General features: G+C 61.6%; 20 protein-coding genes and 2 pseudogenes. 13 read left to right on the forward strand and 9 right to left on the reverse strand.

Annotation, left to right across the window (positions count from 1 at the left end; all coding sequences use genetic code 11):
* On the reverse strand, window positions 1-241 hold a 241-nt coding region (locus J6497_RS38740), incomplete at its 3' end, for a transposase (RefSeq protein ID WP_225708086.1).
* A 147-nt stretch (window positions 242-388) separates the two neighbouring features.
* Between J6497_RS38740 and J6497_RS42335 the strand changes: the two genes are divergently transcribed.
* Both J6497_RS42335 and J6497_RS41815 read left to right on the forward strand, forming a co-directional pair.
* Window positions 389-604, forward strand: a complete 216-nt coding sequence (locus J6497_RS42335; protein WP_225709434.1) for a DUF2934 domain-containing protein — start codon at window positions 389-391, stop codon at window positions 602-604.
* A gap of 181 nt (window positions 605-785) precedes the next feature.
* Window positions 786-1,721 (forward strand): integrase core domain-containing protein, encoded by a 936-nt coding sequence (locus J6497_RS41815; protein ID WP_225709435.1) that lies wholly within the window; start codon window positions 786-788, stop codon window positions 1,719-1,721.
* Window positions 1,722-1,767: 46 nt separating this feature from the next.
* On the opposite strand, the gene J6497_RS38755 is transcribed toward J6497_RS41815, so the two are convergent.
* Together J6497_RS38755 and J6497_RS38760 are read right to left on the reverse strand one after the other, a co-directional pair.
* A complete protein-coding gene (locus J6497_RS38755; RefSeq protein WP_225709436.1) occupies window positions 1,768-2,649 on the reverse strand; it encodes a class I SAM-dependent methyltransferase in 882 nt (293 codons plus the stop codon).
* Window positions 2,646-3,626: a Bug family tripartite tricarboxylate transporter substrate binding protein gene (locus J6497_RS38760; protein WP_225709437.1), complete on the reverse strand. Its 981-nt coding sequence runs from the start codon at window positions 3,624-3,626 to the stop codon at window positions 2,646-2,648. Before J6497_RS38760 ends, J6497_RS38755 begins: the two co-directional genes overlap by 4 nt.
* Window positions 3,627-3,731: 105 nt before the next feature.
* Between J6497_RS38760 and J6497_RS38765 the strand changes: the two genes are divergently transcribed.
* Window positions 3,732-4,661 (forward strand): LysR family transcriptional regulator, encoded by a 930-nt coding sequence (locus J6497_RS38765; RefSeq protein WP_225709438.1) that lies wholly within the window; start codon window positions 3,732-3,734, stop codon window positions 4,659-4,661.
* A 513-nt stretch (window positions 4,662-5,174) separates the two neighbouring features.
* Here the strand turns inward: J6497_RS38765 and J6497_RS38770 are convergent.
* The 3 genes from J6497_RS38770 to J6497_RS38780 all read right to left on the reverse strand — a co-directional run bounded on the left by J6497_RS38770 (window position 5,175) and on the right by J6497_RS38780 (window position 7,512).
* Window positions 5,175-5,645: a hypothetical protein gene (locus tag J6497_RS38770; RefSeq protein WP_225709439.1), complete on the reverse strand. Its 471-nt coding sequence runs from the start codon at window positions 5,643-5,645 to the stop codon at window positions 5,175-5,177.
* 374 nt (window positions 5,646-6,019) lie between these two features.
* A complete protein-coding gene (locus J6497_RS38775) occupies window positions 6,020-6,499 on the reverse strand; it encodes an HNH endonuclease (RefSeq protein WP_225709440.1) in 480 nt (159 codons plus the stop codon).
* A gap of 329 nt (window positions 6,500-6,828) precedes the next feature.
* A complete protein-coding gene (locus J6497_RS38780) occupies window positions 6,829-7,512 on the reverse strand; it encodes an integrase core domain-containing protein (RefSeq protein WP_225709441.1) in 684 nt (227 codons plus the stop codon).
* 419 nt (window positions 7,513-7,931) lie between these two features.
* Here J6497_RS38780 and J6497_RS42540 point away from each other — a divergent pair, with 419 nt between their 5' ends.
* Complete coding sequence (locus J6497_RS42540; RefSeq protein WP_512699963.1) at window positions 7,932-8,543, forward strand: L,D-transpeptidase; 612 nt, start codon at window positions 7,932-7,934, stop codon at window positions 8,541-8,543.
* Window positions 8,477-8,656 carry a L,D-transpeptidase gene (locus tag J6497_RS42545; RefSeq protein ID WP_512699964.1) on the forward strand — a complete coding sequence of 60 codons (180 nt, stop codon included), beginning with the start codon at window positions 8,477-8,479 and terminating at the stop codon, window positions 8,654-8,656. The genes J6497_RS42540 and J6497_RS42545 overlap by 67 nt, the downstream gene beginning before the upstream one ends.
* Before the next feature lie 30 nt (window positions 8,657-8,686).
* Here the strand turns inward: J6497_RS42545 and J6497_RS38790 are convergent, their stop codons facing one another.
* Entirely contained in the window at window positions 8,687-9,445 is a 759-nt protein-coding gene (locus J6497_RS38790; RefSeq protein WP_225709442.1) for an IclR family transcriptional regulator domain-containing protein, read from the reverse strand.
* A gap of 134 nt (window positions 9,446-9,579) precedes the next feature.
* Between J6497_RS38790 and J6497_RS38795 the strand changes: the two genes are divergently transcribed.
* The 7 genes from J6497_RS38795 (at window position 9,580) to J6497_RS38820 (ending at window position 15,164) form a co-directional block, all read left to right on the forward strand.
* A complete protein-coding gene (locus J6497_RS38795; RefSeq protein ID WP_225709443.1) occupies window positions 9,580-10,836 on the forward strand; it encodes an aromatic ring-hydroxylating dioxygenase subunit alpha in 1,257 nt (418 codons plus the stop codon).
* A gap of 13 nt (window positions 10,837-10,849) precedes the next feature.
* Window positions 10,850-11,317, forward strand: coding sequence for an aromatic-ring-hydroxylating dioxygenase subunit beta (locus tag J6497_RS38800; RefSeq protein ID WP_225709444.1), 468 nt, complete (start codon window positions 10,850-10,852; stop codon window positions 11,315-11,317).
* Window positions 11,314-12,327, forward strand: coding sequence for a PdxA family dehydrogenase (locus J6497_RS38805; RefSeq protein ID WP_225709445.1), 1,014 nt, complete (start codon window positions 11,314-11,316; stop codon window positions 12,325-12,327). The genes J6497_RS38800 and J6497_RS38805 overlap by 4 nt, the downstream gene beginning before the upstream one ends.
* On the forward strand, window positions 12,324-13,346 hold the full coding sequence (locus tag J6497_RS38810; protein WP_225709446.1) for a 2Fe-2S iron-sulfur cluster-binding protein: 1,023 nt from the start codon (window positions 12,324-12,326) through the stop codon (window positions 13,344-13,346). Before J6497_RS38805 ends, J6497_RS38810 begins: the two co-directional genes overlap by 4 nt.
* Window positions 13,346-14,326, forward strand: coding sequence for a Bug family tripartite tricarboxylate transporter substrate binding protein (locus J6497_RS38815; protein ID WP_225709447.1), 981 nt, complete (start codon window positions 13,346-13,348; stop codon window positions 14,324-14,326). The genes J6497_RS38810 and J6497_RS38815 overlap by 1 nt, the downstream gene beginning before the upstream one ends.
* Before the next feature lie 200 nt (window positions 14,327-14,526).
* Window positions 14,527-14,652: a hypothetical protein gene (locus J6497_RS41435; protein WP_283845975.1), complete on the forward strand. Its 126-nt coding sequence runs from the start codon at window positions 14,527-14,529 to the stop codon at window positions 14,650-14,652.
* Window positions 14,598-15,164, forward strand: a complete 567-nt coding sequence (locus J6497_RS38820; protein ID WP_225709448.1) for a very short patch repair endonuclease — start codon at window positions 14,598-14,600, stop codon at window positions 15,162-15,164. The genes J6497_RS41435 and J6497_RS38820 overlap by 55 nt, the downstream gene beginning before the upstream one ends.
* Before the next feature lie 253 nt (window positions 15,165-15,417).
* On the opposite strand, the gene J6497_RS38825 is transcribed toward J6497_RS38820, so the two are convergent.
* Together J6497_RS38825 and J6497_RS41820 are read right to left on the reverse strand one after the other, a co-directional pair.
* Window positions 15,418-15,675: a tetratricopeptide repeat protein gene (locus J6497_RS38825; RefSeq protein ID WP_225709449.1), complete on the reverse strand. Its 258-nt coding sequence runs from the start codon at window positions 15,673-15,675 to the stop codon at window positions 15,418-15,420.
* An 83-nt stretch (window positions 15,676-15,758) separates the two neighbouring features.
* Window positions 15,759-15,950 (reverse strand): annotated as a pseudogene (locus tag J6497_RS41820) (adenylate cyclase 3); the annotation flags it as partial.
* Between the two features lie 235 nt (window positions 15,951-16,185).
* Between J6497_RS41820 and J6497_RS38835 the strand changes: the two are divergent.
* Window positions 16,186-16,419 (forward strand): annotated as a pseudogene (locus J6497_RS38835) (hypothetical protein); the annotation flags it as partial.

Raw genomic sequence — 16,419 nt, forward strand, 5'->3', positions numbered from 1 at the left:
CGTCGAACAGCCGCTTCCAGATATCCGCCTTCACCCAGTCGCGGAAGCGCGTGAAGACACTGTTCCAGTGGCCGAACGAGGGCGGCAGATCCCGCCAGGGACTGCCGGTTCGCGCGATCCACAGCACGGCCTCGACAAACCGTCGGTTGTCCTTGCCACTGCGGCCGGGATCGCTTGGCTTGCCAAGACAAAGCGGCTCCATCTTCGCCCATTGGGCATCAGTCAAAACGAATCGGTCCATCCATAGCTTGAATCACAACCGAGCCCGGATGAGAATCCTGAATCCCAACAGACCCTAAAGCGGCCCGCGCTCATCTCTGAATGCTGTTTAAGAATTTGCTTACCGTCTTCTGACACGTTGATTCTTCCCAAGCAGGAGACATTTGCGATGCAGGACTTGGAACATGCAATCCGTGAACGTGCCTACCAGCTTTGGATTGAGGACGGTTGCCAAGACGGGCACGCCACTGCCCATTGGCTTCTAGCGCAACGAGAGATATTGAGCTCGTCCCTCGAAGCTATCGCTCGGGTTACGCTCACTGAGCAGCAACCTAAGAAACTTGCAAAGGCAAAAGCCTCACGGAGGAAGCAGCGCGCCACGTAGCAGTGATTGGAGCACGCGCAGTTACGCGATAAACTGGTGCGGTGTGTACCGAAAACCTTAACCGAGTTGATGACGTGATGGAATCGCCTAAGCTGGCGGAATGATCGGGCTGTTCTGTTTCGCTCTGGCCGTCCTCGCCTCACCATTCAAGTCGAAGTTGCGGCTTGAAGCTGAGAACGCGGTGCTTCGACATCAGCTGATTGTCTTGAGGCGCAGGCTGCATGGTCGCGTCCGGCTGACGAACCAGGACCGCTGGTTCCTGATCCAGCTGTATCGCTGGTTTCCGTCAATCCTGGAGGTCCTCACCATCATTCGGCCTGAGACGCTCGTGCGTTGGCATCGGGCCGGCTTTCGCCGCTACTGGCGTTGGAAGTCGCGCTCACTGGGAGGGCGGCCGCAGATCGACACCGAGTTGCGCGTATTGATCCGGCAGATGAGCATGGAGAATCCGCTTTGGGGAGCTCCGCGTGTTCATGGCGAACTGCTCAAGCTCGGGTTTGAGGTCGCGCAGTCGAGCGTCGCCAAGTACATGGTGAAGCGACGCTGGCCATCAAACCCGGGATGGCGGACGTTCTTGCGCAACCACGCGCCGGACATTGCCGCCATGGACCTGTTCGTTGTTCCAACGATCGGTTTCGACCTGCTCTATGGCTTCGTCATCGTCCGGCTCGACCGCAGAGATGTGGTCTGGATCAACGTCACGGCAAATCCGACCGCCGAATGGGTGGCACATCAAATCACGGAGGCATTTCCTTGGGATGAGGCGCCGCGTTACCTCATCTGCGATCGCGATCGGATCTATGGCCGCGTCGTCACGCGCCGATTGCGCGCCATGGGCATCCGGGACAAGCCTACCGCACCAGCCTCGCCCTGGCAGAATGGCTTTGCCGAACGGCTGATCGGATCGATCCGGCGTGAGTGTGTGGACCACATTATTGTCTTGGGTGAGATGCATTTGCGTCGGCTCCTGAAATCCTACGCCGACTATTACAATCGCGTCAGAACGCACCGATCCTTGAATAAGGATGCGCCGGTCACTCGCCCGCTTCAGCGAATCGGAAGCATTAAACCACCCGCCATCCTCTGCGGTCTTCACCACCACTACGCGCGAGCTTAAGTTTTCGGTACACACAACGGCATTGCTACGTGGCTATTCCGCCTTATCACTCATTCTCAACGCGCCTGCGCGCGAACAATTCTACAGGCGCGATTACCCCTTTCGAGATGCTTGCGATCATGTTTTTGATCTGATCCTGCCGTCTGTCGCCCATCAGCGTGTGAAGGCCTAGCGGCGCGGGATCGGTGACCGCCGAGGCGCGTGACCTCAGGTCCTCAAAGTATGCGAGCGCAAAATCCCTTCGATTGCGTTCTGACAGGATTTCAAATCCTGCATGCTCCAGCGCCCGCTTGTAGCTTTGCGGCGAGCCCAACGCACTGGATTCGCGCGTGGTGGCCCATGGAAGCGGGTAAGACAGTTCGCCATCGGTCGTTCGCATGACGTCATACACTGCAAACCGCGCTCCAGGCTGCAGAACTCGCGCGACTTCGAGGCAGAGGCGTTCCTTGTCTTCGATGTTCATACCGACATGAAGCATATAGGCTGCGCTGAAATTCGATTGTTGGAATGGCATCGAAAGAGCTGTCGACTGGTAAAGCTTGACACGATCGCTCAGGCCGACCCATTCGCACAGGCGATTGCCCGTCTCGACATAATCCAGTGTCAGATCGACGCCGCTAAGCCGGCAGTGATATCGATCGGCTACAAATCGCGCCGGCCCACCCAGTCCGCAACCGACATCGAGCACGTGATCGCTTGCGCCGATGCCAAGCTGTTCCATAAGCTCTTCGGTCGCCCTGCGGCCGCCAATATGGAATTCGTCCACTGCTGCAAGATCGTCGATGGTGACAGTATCGATCGCTTTTCCCATTCGAATGACACCATTTTCGATCGCGTCGATCAGGCCGCTGCGCGCGTAGTGATCGGAAACGCTCGATCGATCTGAGGTCTTGTCCACGGCGGCCGAGTCCGGCGGATTGAATGTCATGATGCCTTGATGCCAGCCTCTCGAATGACTTTCCCCCATTTTGCATATTCAGCGGCAATGTGCGCGGCGCATTCATCTGGCTTATTCACCACCGGCTGATATCCGAAGGAAGCCAGCCGGTCCTTTACGTCCGGTTGCGCCATCAACCTCGCAATCTCGCGCTGGAGCAAGCTGGTCAACTCCTTCGGCGTTCCGGCCGGGACAAGGAGAGCCGTCCAGATGTCGGCCGCGATCTCCGGGTAGCCGGCCTCAGCGATATTCGGGATTTCGGGCAGCGCCTGTGATCTGGTCGTGCTGGTAAGGGCAAGTGCACGCAGCTTGCCCTCCTTAACGTGTTGTATGGCAGGCGGAAGCGCGCCAAACGAAACAGGCGTGTGACCGGCGAGCGTCGATCCAATCGCAGCGCCGCCGCTGTTGAACGGGACGTGCACGATATCGAGCTGAAGGGAAAGCCGAAACAGTTCACCCAGCAGATGCGGTGGAGTGCCTGCTCCGGGAGAGGCATAGCTAAATTTGCCCGGGCTGCTCTTGATCAGTGTGACCAACTCCTTGACCGTCTTCGCCTGAACTGACGGGTGGACCGTCAGCACCGTAGGCGCGGTTGCCGCGAGTGTCACGGCATCAAAGCTCTTATGGACATCATAAGGAACGGTCGCGAAAAGCGTTGGGTTCACGACATAGCTAGGTGAAGCCACGAAAATCGTATAGCCGTCGGCCGCCGCTTTCGCGGCCTGTCCTGCTCCAATGTTGCCTCCAGCACCGCCGATATTCTCGACGTAGAACTGCTTACCGAGTTGATCGGACAATCCTTGCGCGATAATGCGCGCTGCCAAGTCATTTGGACCTCCGGCGGCAAAAGGGACGATGATGCGTACAGGCCGGGCCGGATATTGCTGTGAGAACGCCGCGCGCGGCAAGACTGCGAGCCCAACGGCTGAACAGGAAGCGGTCAGAAAACGGCGGCGGTTCATTCTCATGTGATGACCCCACTTATGCAGTCTTCGCTACCTGAAGACTAGCCTTCCCTACCAGCCAGAGCCATAATATGCAGCTGACAAAATTCATATCTAATGGATATGGCAATGGAATTGAGGCATCTGCGCTACTTCATCGCCGTGGCCGAAGAACTGCACATCACGCGGGCTGCTGAGCGTCTCGGCATGCAGCAACCACCGCTGAGCCAGCAGATCAAAACAATCGAGCTGGAGCTGGACGTGCAACTATTTCTTCGCAAGGCCCGAGGAGTCGAATTGACCGATGCTGGGCGCGCATTCCTGGAAGAAGCGCGTGCTACGCTCAAACATCTAGATCGAGCGTTCGAGACCACCCGGCGAGCGTCACGGGGTGAACAGGGCCGTCTCTGCGTCGGGGTCACATCCACGACGCCTTTTCATCCATTGGTGCCACGCGCCATTCGAGCGTTCAGGGAGGCCTGTCCAATGGTGTCCCTAACATTGGAGGAATGTCTCAGCAACGAGTCCGTAGATCGTTTGCGGAACGAACAAATGGATGTCGCATTCATACGTGCCAATTCAGGCGATGGGCACGGGCTTGTCGTAACCTTTCTGCTTGAGGAGCTCATGGTCGTTGCGTTGCCCAGCGCGCACATCCTTGCTCAAAGCAAACCCGAAACGACGGTTTCTCTCGAACGATTGGCCAGCGAGACATTTATTCTCTACGGACCTCCGGGGACCGGAATGTACGATTCTACCATTGCCGCGTGCCAGGCCGCGGGATTCAGTCCGCGCATCGGCAATCTTGGTGCATCTACCCAGTTGGCGCCTCGCATCACTTCGACGCTAAGTCTGGTCGGGGCGGGTCTCGGCATTACGTTTGTTCCGTGGTCGCTTCAACGCATGAACATGGAAGGCGTAGCCTATCGCGCGATCAAAGGTCCCATTCGGCCAAAGGCAACGCTCAAGCTCGCTTCGCGCCGGGGTGACCAGTCTGCAGTCGTCAAGCAGTTCATCAACTTTGTCCGGAAAGAAGCGAAGGACTTCGCTGCCCGATAGTTGATGTCCTGGGCTAAACACTTCGCGCCTCCGAAGGTCCGCTTCGGGTCCAAGACCCGAACGGCGCTTCTGGCCTTGCAATTCCGGGGTCGACAAGTGCGGACATGGTTCGCGAGAGCATTCCCTTGGGTAGCGCAACATTGATCTGAGTCATGATCGGCGCGGACGTGCATGTCGGATTCCGCAAGGTCCACGAACGCAATTGGAAGATCGCGCAAGCAAGGTGTGGACGGGATGTCGCACACTTTTTAGGGTGCAGCGTACATTTGGTCTCAACCTCGTGCAGGATGTCGAGGCGTAACCTCGGCAATTCGGGAGTAAGGATGGCCCACGCAGGCTACGACACAGCGGTACATTCAGACTTCCTGATCCATCGGACTGGAAAGGATATCGATCGCGAGCACCATCCAACTTGGGTAGACGAGGACCACAGGTCGCGAACCGATGCAAAAGTCGCGGAGTTGTACTTGCGTCGCCTAGGCGCCTTTTTCCTCTTCTTTGCGTCGAAAGGGATTACTGGCAGAGATGTTGCAGGCCGTCCGGACCCTTGAACATGGTGCCGGGCGTGCAGGCAAGCTTGTTGCGATCGGCGTAGGTCTTCCAGTCGCGGCCGCCATGGCCGTAGCCATAGTAGTTGTAATAGCTGTTGTCGAAGGCTCGGAAGGGGGCAGTTGCGATCGCCCCCGCGGTCGCGACCGCGCCGCCCACGACATTGCCCGCCACCTCACCGGGCCCGGCAGGCCTGCGGTACACTCTCCCGCTCGGCAAGGCGGCGTTGGCGTTACGGATCCGCTGGCTGCGGTAGGTCGCGTGACGCTGAACGTGGCGCTGGCCTTTGGCGAGAGTTTGAGATCCCTTGGTCTGGGCCTGCGTGTACTTCGCACCCTTGGCCATTGCACCCTCGGCCATCACTGGACTCGCGAGCACGGAGACGGCAATGGCCGCGGTGCCGAGGATGGCAAGACTTGCAGTCTTCAGTCTCATCATTGGACGCTCCCTTTTTTGTGATTTGTGACTAGGAAAGCCCGGAGCACCGACGGATGTTCCGCGCGCCGCCTCTCAAACCGATGTGATCGGACATTCAAGTTCCCGGGAACTGGGGAATCCGCAACAGGCACGGCGCCGGCACCACGAAAGCACGCAAAAGACAAACATTCGGTAGATTCTTCCGGCCGCAGGATGGCGGCTTCGGGTCCACAAACGGAAAGACCCAGCGCGGTTGAAGCAGGTCAGCTTTTCCTCCGGTAGCTGACCTGGGCTTAGGCCTGAGCTGCCGACCGGTGCCGACGGTCGCGGCTTCGCCCATCGGATGTTATGGAATCAGCGAGCTAACCGCCGACTTGATCCAAGCGTCCCTGCTAATCTCGCCCACGCGCGCACCACTCCTTCAGCTCAATTAAAGTCAGCGGCCTGAGCGGATCCTTGGTTCTGTGCGCCTTCCGATGGCACGTCGGACACAGAATCTCGAGTTGCTCTGCAAATGTGGTACGCATTCCGACAGCAAGTGGCGTGGGATGATGAGCGTCGAACATGGACGAATCCGCGTTGGAAAAAGCGCAGGCCTCGCACGTAAATCGCCCGTACTTGGTCGCATTAAGCCTCTTGGCATCTGCAGACAGCGCACTGTCGCGCTCGATCTTCGATTGCGGGACCCATATTCGCTTGCCTTCTTCGCGTGCTCCGGCAGGCAAATTCGGAAGCTTCGTCAGGAACAGCCGGGGTGTTCCGTCATCGTAATAGTTGGCCGACGGCGGGAGCCTGGCTGGTTCGATCCAGACGTCTCGAAGAGCAGCATGCAGCATAAAGCCGTTCAATCGGCGCAGGCCGGATAATGCCATCTTGCGCGCCAGCCAGTATTTTACGATCTGGCAATCCTAGATCTTCGATAAGCCGAGGGCTGTTGGCAAAGCGCCATACCTCCCGGACTGTCACGGCCACGGGCCATTGTGCTAGCCTTCGAATTTCTTCGGGGTCCTTCAACAAAAATTCCGTTGGCCCGTACACTGTACTCACCCGAACGAGATCGACGACGCGTCCATCGTATTCGTCAAGAACATGACCTCCGCCGATTGTTATTACGAACGGTTGCTCCGTTGCCTTCTTCGCTGCCGCAGCTGGAAGCGAGTAATATTGGCGACTTGCTGACGCTGCCTGTGCCTACCGTAAATCAATCCTGCCATATTGATGATGCAGTCCGCCCAGGATCGGGACGGCAGATCATGCGTCCGGCTGTCTCGACGGCACGCGATATCGGCGCGTCCTTGTTCAAGGACGAGTGCGTGCGCGTGCCATTATAATAGTCCATGTAGCACAGCAGCACATGGCGCAAATGGCGTTCGCTGAACACCACGATATGATCGAGGCATTCCCTGCGGATCGAGCCGATCAGCCGTTCGGCGTCGGCGTTTTGCCAGGGTGAACGCGGAGACGTTGGGCGGTCTCGAATACCAACGGATCTAACCCGACGTAGGAATATCTCGCCATAGGCACCATCGCGGTCCCTGATCAGGTAATGAGGGATCTGCTCCCAGCCACACGCCTCTGTCAGCTGATTGGCGATCCATTCGCCCGTTGGATGCGCGGTGACCCCAAACCACAGGATCTGCCGGCGGCCATGGCCCATGATCAGCAATCCATAGAGCAACCGGAACGAGATCGTCGGCACGACGAAGAGGTCCATGGCGACAATGCCGTCAGCATGGTTGCGAAGGAACGTCTTCCACCTCTGCGAGGGAGGTCCCCTCCTCCGCGCCATATACTTGGCGACGCTGGTCTGGCCAATGTCGATGCCGAGCTTGAGAAGCTCGCCATGGATTCTGGGCGCTCCCCACAACGGGTTGGCGAGGCTCATCTCGCGGATCAGCCGGCGAATTTCCAGGGACCCTGGCGGTCGACCGCAGCGGCGTCGCGATTTCGAAACCGGTGCAGTGCCAGCGGATCACGGTGTCCGGTCGGACGATTGCCAGCGCATCATACATCTTGGGAACCAGCCGGCAGACGCCTCCCAATATCAATCTGTCAATCGACCCAAATGGAAGTCGCTTGGGATTGGCACGCCGCAGCACATTGATTTGCTGCCTCAGCACCAAAATCTCTGCCTCCAGCGTTGCGCGCGACCGTAGCAGATCGATCACCGCCCCAAAGATCAGTTTGCACAAATCCAACATCGAGCGGCAGCATCGCCCGATTCCCGATCAACCGCCAGCGATTGGATTTACGATAGGGACACGTAGGATTCCGGCCTGACAAACCACCTGTCAGGCTTTGCGCTTGCGTCCCGCTTCCGTATTCGCCGCCGCCTCGCGAGCCAACCGCTTCGCCTTCAACCGCTCAGAGGACGGCACGCCGCGGCGCGCTCGGACTCGGCGCGATGACGCTCGCGGGCTGCATCACGGACAGGGCGTCGCTGACGCCGCCGTCGGCCAGCGCCGCACGCGCTGCCGAGCCCCGGGTGCCGGCGATGTACCGGCCATGGTCGACGGCGGGGTCGCCGTCCCGGAGATCGACCCATCTGAGGTGGCCCCGAAATTGTGGAGAACCGAGGTCGCCAAGTACCTCTACCACGTTCGACAAGGCGGCCACGCGATGCGGTACGGCGTCGGCGTGGGCCGCGAAGGCTTCGAATGGTCCGGACGCGCGACCGTCGCCTATCAGAAGGCCTGGCCGCGCTGGGTCCCGCCGGACTCGATGATCCAGCGTCAGCCGGAATTGGAGAAGTACCCGGCGTCGAACGGCAGCATGCAGCCCGGCCTGCAGGATCCGCTGGGGGCGCGTGCTGTACATCCACGACCCACGGCCACGACACGCTCTATCGGCTGCACGGCAACAACGAGCCGTCGACTATCGGCAAAGCGGTGTCCTCCGGATGCATCCGGCTTCTGAACCAGGACGTGATCCATCTTGCGAGCAACGTCGCCAACGGCACCTCGATCGTCGTCATTCCCGACCCCGCGATGGCGTCGCTGACGATCGGCGGCAGCAGGGCGAAGTCGTGAGAAGGCCCTGGGCGGCGGTGCGGTGCCGGCTCAAAGGATCCGTGAAAGCTCGTCTGCGTGCCTGCGCAGCACCGGCACGAATCCCTTCACCATCTGCGCGACGGTGACCCTGGCGGAGGACGCGCTCGCGCTCATCGCGGCTACGACGGCGCCATCGGCATCGAAGACCGGCACCGCGACCGATCTCAGCCCGATCTCGAGTTCCTGGTCGGTATAGGCGTAGCCTACCGTCCTCGTTTCCCGAACGGCCTCGCGCAGCGCCGCCTTCTTGACGAGCGAGTGCTTGGTGCGGGCTTTGAGCGCGGTCCTGTCGAGGTAGGCGGCGACGCGTTCGTCGGACCAGCCGGCGAGCAGCACCCTGCCCGTGGCCGAGGCGTAAAGATCCATCCGCGTGCCGATCTGAATGCCGGTCGTCACCAGGCGCTCGGCTTCGGCGCGCGCGACGAACAGCCCGAGTTCGCCGTCGAGGACCGCGAGCGATATCGACTCGTTGAGCTTGTCGCGCGCGGCTGCGAGAAACGGCTGCGCCACCTGAGGCAGCGCGCGCGTGCCCGAGAATCCAGCGCTCAGAGCGAGCAGCCGAGCTTGGGGCCGGAAGAACTTCCCGTCGAATTCCAGATAGCCGAGTTCCGCCAACGTCAGCAGGCAGCGCCTAGCCGAAGCGCGCGACGTCTCGGCCGCCTCCGCCGCCTCGGTGATGGTCAGCCTGGTCCGCCGCGGCGAAAAGGATTCGAGGATCGCCAATCCTTTGGCCAGCCCGCCCATTCCTTCCGGTAGTCGCGATGCCATTTTGCAGTCCTGCATGCGTCCAACGCCGAGTTGACAGAAGCCGTTTCAAGAACGAGTCTAGCTGATCGCTTGTTCGTTATACGAACAAATCCAAGGCCGAGCAAATCGGCCGAACTCGAAGCGGGAGGTTCTGGATGCTCGAGCACGTCGACCGCGCGCAGCGCGATGCCGGCCGCGCATGGCCGCGCGACGGCCTCACGCGGGTGCCATTCTGGATCTTCCAAGACCGCGAGATCTACGCGGAGGAGCAACGTCGCATCTTCCAGGGAGAGACCTGGAATTACCTGTGCCTCGCGATCGAAGTGAAGAACACCGGCGATTTCGTGACGACCTTCGTCGGCGACACGCCGGTCATCGTCTCGCGGGATTCCGACGGCGAGCTCTACGCATTCGAGAACCGCTGCGCGCATCGCGGCGCCCTGATCGCGCTCGAAAGTCGCGGCAACACCAAGGCCTTCACGTGCGTGTATCACGCGTGGGGTTACGACCGGCAGGGCAACCTCAAGGAAGTCGCTTTCAAGGAGGGCATCAAGGGCAAAGGGGGAATGCCTCCGTCCTTCTGCATGGAGCATCACAACCCGCGGAAGCTCCGGCTTGCCGAGGCGTTCGGCGTCGTGTTCGGGAGCTTCTCCAATGACGTGCAGCCGCTCGAAGAGCATCTGGGCGAAGAGATCTACTCCCGCATCGGACGCGTGCTCGGCGGCAGGACACCCGTCGTGCTGGGGCGGTACACGCAGGCGCTGCCGAACAACTGGAAGCTCTATATGGAGAACGTGAAGGACAGCTATCACGCGAGCATCCTGCACCTGTTCTTCACGACGTTCGAGCTCAACCGTCTTTCCCAGACCGGCGGTATCATCGTCGATGCCTCCGGTGGCCACCACGTGAGCTTTTCCGCCATCGATCCGAACGCTGCGAAATCCAGCGAGTACGCATCTCAAGACCTCCGCTCCGACGCCGAATTCAAACTCGCGGATCCGTCCTTGCTGCAGAGTTTCAAGGAATTTCCCGACACGACTACGCTGCAGATCCTGTCCGTCTTTCCGACGTTCGTGCTGCAGCAGATCCAGAACGCGATCGCTGTGCGGCAGATCGTTCCCCGCGGGACGGATCGTACCGATCTTCACTGGACGCTACTCGGTTTTGCCGACGATACGCCGGAACAGCGGATGACCCGCTTGAAACAAGCCAACCTCGTGGGGCCTGCAGGCTACATCTCCATGGAAGATGGATGCGTCGGCGGTTTCGTCCAACGCGGTATCCATGGCGCTCCGGACGAACAAGCCATCCTCGAAATGGGCGGGGCCGGCGCGGAGTCAAGCGAAAGCCGCGTCACCGAGGCATCTGTCCGCGGTTTCTGGAAGGCCTATCGCACGCGAATGAGCCTGTAGGGAGCGCATGCCTGTGAGCGATACGGTTGGCCTGATAAACCACGTCCAGAACGCCTACGCACGCTGCATCGACGACGGCAAGCTCGAGGAATGGCCCGATTTCTTCGAGGACGACTGCGTCTACAAGATCACCACGGTGGACAATTACGCCCAAGGGCTCGAAGCCGGCGTGATCTTCGCCAATTCGAAAGGGATGCTGCGCGACCGAGTCGCCTCTCTGAGAGAGGCAAATATCTACGAGCGTCACCTCTACCGGCACTTTCTCGGCCAGGCGTGGATCATCTCCGAAGTTGCGGACGAAGTGCGCAGCGAAACCTCGTTCATCGTGGCGCGGATCATGCGCGACGGCACGACGGACGTATACGCGACCGGCCGATACGTCGACGCCTACAGGCTGAACGGCGGAAAGCCGAAGCTGCGCGAGCGCATCGTCGTCTGCGACAGCTCCCGCTTCGACACTTTGCTGGCGCTGCCGCTATGAGCAAGACACCCAAGACCATCGCGCTGACGATAGGCGATCCCAACGGGATCGGTCCGGAGATCGCGGTCAAGGCCGCCGTCGACTTCCGCGGCAGACCGGACGTCCGCGTCGTCCTGGTCGGCGATGCGCACGTCGTCCGCCACTATCTCCACCGCGTCGGCGGCGACGCCTGGCTCGAGCCGTACGCGGGCGCGCCGGCGAGCGACGGGGCCATCCTGTTTCACGGCGTCGGCGCCCTGCCCGTGCCCGCCTTCCGCCCCGGCCAGATCGACGCCGCAGCGGGCCGCGCCACGGTCGCCTACGTGAAAGTGGCCATCGGCCTGATCCGCGCGGGCTCCGTCGACGCCATTGTCGGCTGCCCGCACAACGAGACCGCCGTCAACGCCGCCGGCATCCCCTTCTCGGGCTATCCGGGCCTCATCGCCCGGCTGACCGACACGCCCGAGGAAAAGGTCTTCATGATGCTGGTCGGGGGCGGACTTCGGATCCTGCACGCGACGCTGCACGAGCGCATTCATTATGCGCTGGCGCGGCTGACGCCGGAGCTCATCGAGGAGGCCGGGGCCGCCTGCGCGGCGACCTTGAAGCGCCTGGGTGTCGCAGAGCCGCGCATCGGCGTGTTCGGGATCAACCCGCACGCCGGCGAGAACGGCCTGTTCGGGGACGACGACGACCGCATCACCGCGCCCGCGGTCGAAAGGTTGCGCCGGGCAGGGATTGCCGCCGAGGGGCCGGTTGGCGCGGACATTATCCTGGGCAGGAAGGACATCGATGGCTTCGTCGCCATCTACCACGACCAGGGGCATATCCCGGTCAAGCTGCTGGCCGGGCGGAACGCCTCGGCCCTGTCCGTCGGCGCAGGCGTGCTTTTCTCGAGCGTCGGGCACGGAAGCGCCTTCGACATCGCCGGGCGCTGTGAGGCCGACCACGGCGCGGTCCTGCGGACGCTGAGGCTGATCGGCAACGTGCCGGCGGACAGGGCCGCCCCGGCTCCGGCGGGCGCCACGTGACGTTCAGCGTCACCGTAGCCGAGCACGGGGTGAGTTTCCCCTGCGAGTCGCGCGAGTTCGTGCTCGATGCGGCCGAGCGCGCCGGCTACACGATGCCGTCGTCCTGCCGGAAGGGCGTCTGCAACACTTGCGAGGCCGGGCTGCTCGACGGCGAAGTCGACCAGCGCGGCCGCGGGCGGAGAACGGCGAAGGAGGGCGCGGCGCTGATGTGCCGGTCCCGCCCACGCAGTGACGTGACCATCAAGCCGAAGCGCTTCGAGAAGATCGATATCTTCCGCCGCAAGGTCATCCCCGCGAAGGTGTACAGGCTGGCGAAACCTGCGCACGACGTCACCATCGTCACGCTGCGCTTTCCGATCGGGCTCCGCGCTCCCTTCAAGGCCGGCCAGTACCTGCAGGTCCTCATGGAGGACGGCGACCGCCGCAACTTCTCGCTCGCCAACCCGACGCGCGACAACGACGCCGCCGAACTCCACATTCGGCACGTCGCCGGCGGAAAGTTCACCCAGGAGTTCCTGCCCAAGCTCGCCGTCGGCGATCCGCTGCGGATCGAGGTGCCGTTCGGCGACTTCTTCCTTCGCGAGTCGGAGCGTCCGGTCGTCCTACTGGCGAGCGGCACCGGCTTCGCGCCCATCAAGTCTATCGTAGAGACCGCGATCCATCGGCGAAGCACCCGCCCAATACATCTCTATTGGGGCGCCCGCAGACGCGAGGACATCTACCTCGAACAGCTTCCAACCAAGTGGGCCGCAAATCTTTCCTGGTTCGAGTTCACGCCGGTGCTGTCGGAGCCGACGGCGGCCTGGACCGGGCGAACCGGCCTGGTGCACGACGCGGTGCTCGAGGATCACCAGGCCCTCGCCGGCCTCGACGTCTACGCCTGCGGCAATCCAATGATGGTATCCGCCGCGCAGCGCGACTTCACGGAGACGCACGGCCTGCCCGAGGCCCAATTCTTCGCGGACGCCTTCGTGGAATCCAGCGCAACCGCCGAGCTCCAACCAATCGAGGCACCATGATGGGAAAACGCGTTTACGCCGCCGTGGCGCTCGGCCTGCTCGCGGCTCTCGCGCCGATCGCCGCCCGGGCGGACGACGCCGCAGGCTATCCCTCGCGCCAGATCCGGATTGTCGTGCCTTTTCCCGCCGGCGGCACGGCGGACTCCCTACCCCGCATTCTCGCCGAGAAGCTGCGGCAGAAATGGAGCCAGCCCGTCATCATCGACAACCGCTCCGGCGCCGGCGGCAACATCGGCGCCGAGGCCGTCGCCAGCAGCCCGCCCGACGGCTATACGCTGCTCGCCAGCCCGCCTGGTCCCATCGCGATCAACCAGAGCCTCTACGCAAAGCTCGCCTACGATCCGTCCGAGCTGAAGCCTGTCGCGCTGATCGGCACCTCGCCGAACGTGCTCGACGTGCGGCCGGGATTTCCGGCCAAGACCGTCAGGGAGCTCATCGACTACGCGAAGGCCAATCCCGGCAAGGTCACCTTCGCCTCCCAAGGCAACGGATCGACGTCCCACCTGACGACCGTCCTCTTCCAGAAGCTGACCGGAACGCAGATGGTGCACGTGCCCTATCGCGGCACGGCGCCCGCGCTGCAGGACATTATGGGCAACAACGTAGACCTGTTCTTCGACAATCTCGGGTCATCGCTCGCGCTGCACGTCGGCGGCGCGCTGCGCATCCTAGGCGTCGCGGGCCCGGGGCGCGCACCCTCGCTGCCCGACGTGCCCACGATCAAGGAAGCCGGCTTCCCGGACTTCGCGTCGGTAACGTGGTTCGCGCTCATGGCGCCGAAGGGCACGCCCGACGACGTCATCGCCAAGCTGAACGCAACCGTGGGCGACCTCCTCCGCGAGACCGACGTCAAGGACCAGTTCGACAAGCTCGGCGTCCAGGTCGAGGACATGGACGTCCAGGCGCTGACGAATTTCATCGCCTCCGAGCGGGTGAGATGGGGCGACATCATCAAGTCGGCGAACGTGACGGTGGACTGAGAAGTCCCATTTCGCGACGCAGGCGATTTGCGGGTTGCCGCTTCCGGCTCTAGCTTCGGCCGTCCAACCGGTCGAGGCTGGCATGGAATTTGAATACGGCAAAATCCAATTCGAAACCGAAGCGCGGAAGCTCTACGACACCGACAAGTGCGATCGGTTGTTCGCTTCAGCGCGCGAGCGGTTTCCGGACGGGGGAGCAGATGCTCGACGTGCACGATCACATCATGGACGGCCTGGAAAGCGCCTTCGCCAACCGCTATGACGACCAACAATGGCAGTCCATCGAAGAGCACCTGTCGGAGCACGTCCAAAACGGCCTCACCTGAAGGCCGCGAAGCCGGCCGCCGCGAACGCGCGCAGGCCGAAGGAGAGCTATCCGTCGCACCGGTCGTGGACCATGGCCCAGATCCGATCGAAGAATACGAAGCCGGAGATCGCCGTGCGCAGGGCTGCGCACGCGCTGGGGCTGCGGTTTCGGCTTCACGGTGCCGACCTCCCCGGCAAGCCCGATCTGGTCTTCCGACGGTGGCGGACGGGCCTCTTCGTTCACGGATGCTTCTGGCATCGGCACCACTGCGAACGGGCCCGGCTGCCCAAGACGAACGCCGAGTATTGGACGAAAAAGCTTCAGCGCAACGCGCGGCGCGACAAGGCGACGCTCAGGCTTCTGAGAAGATCGGGATGGCGCTGCGCTGTGGCGGCGATTGAGGGGCGCTTCGCGACCGCCACGTGTGTTGCGGTGGGATGCGGTGGACGCGGATTGCGCAACGGACGAGTGCGCATGAGGCGGACGGCAAAGTCGTGTGGTCCTGGCGTCCAGCACTTTTTTGTCCGCTAAGGGACAAACAAAGCACTTAAAAATCAAAGCCTTCCACGATACATGCTAAAAAATAATGGGGCTGTCCTAATCAGGTAGGCCCCAATAGGCCCCAGTTCAGTGAGGAGCGCTGCTGCGCGGGAAAGGTCCGCCTTTCACTCGGAAGCAGACATCGAAAACGCGAGCCAGAGTGTCAGGGTTGGGCCAACTGCGGACTCATGCACCGCAGCAAGGCGATCTCAATTCGATCACCTCGGCACAAGCAAGCGCAGGCTCATTCGGGCAGGCCTGCTTTCCGGAGGCCCTCAGTCATCACCTTCGAGTTTGATTGCCTGCCCCGACCGATCCTCGCGGTTATTGTGAAGGCGGGATCGACCTTAAGCAGGCGCGCCATCGCCTCACGCGCCTCAGCGTCACGTCCGAGATGGGCGAAAGCGGAAACGAGACAGCGGTAAGCGGCCGAATAGGAGGAGTTCTGACGTAGGGCTTTCTTCCCTGCGACGATGGCTTCGTCAAAGCGACCAAGCTCAATAAGGCGATTCCCATCCCAGTAAACACCTGGTGTAGCGCTGGGTCTACCGGGCTCATGCGAATGGCACGTTCAAAGCTCCGGACCGCTTCCTCCAGCAGCCCCCCATTTTTATAGACCCAGCCTCTGCTTCTCCATCCGTCAAATGAATTGGGGTTGAGCGCGACCGCCCGGTCAACCATTTCGATGCTACTTTCATAATCGCCGACCATGACCGCCGAGATCGCGGCAGCCCACGCTAAAGTGTCTGGATCACCATCGTCGACGCTCAATGCCATCCGGCGACTGGGAGGTCTGAGTTAGGTCAAACTGAGAAGAACTCAGGTGAGCCCATGTTTTCCGCTTTCCGCTCGAATGCGGACATTCTTGATAGCGGTCGGCATGTCTCAGAAGGGCCAAGAGCGGAAGTCGGGCACGTTCTGCAGTCTCATTTTCCAGGTCGAAAGGCGACTAGCACCTTCGCGGTCCGGCGCTGTTCCCTAGGGAACAGCCGACCGCGTGACCGGTTGCGTCATGGACGTCGCCGACCGCAGCACCGACATCGCCCGCGCGAACACCTTGCGGCGCAGCTACGGAACAGCATTACAACTGAGAAATTCGCGGAACGAAACGGCTCGTCAGTCCTTCTCTGGCTTTTGGGAGGTATCCATGACTTCTCAGGCGATAGAAGGCGCGTGTGCGTTCGCTTGGCGAAACTACCTGCTGTTCCACAGCGGTATTAGCGAGGACGATAGCAGGCGTTCCGCC

Origin of the sequence: Bradyrhizobium cenepequi (assembly GCF_020329485.1) — a bacterium.
GTDB classification, from domain to species: Bacteria; Pseudomonadota; Alphaproteobacteria; order Rhizobiales; family Xanthobacteraceae; genus Bradyrhizobium; species Bradyrhizobium cenepequi.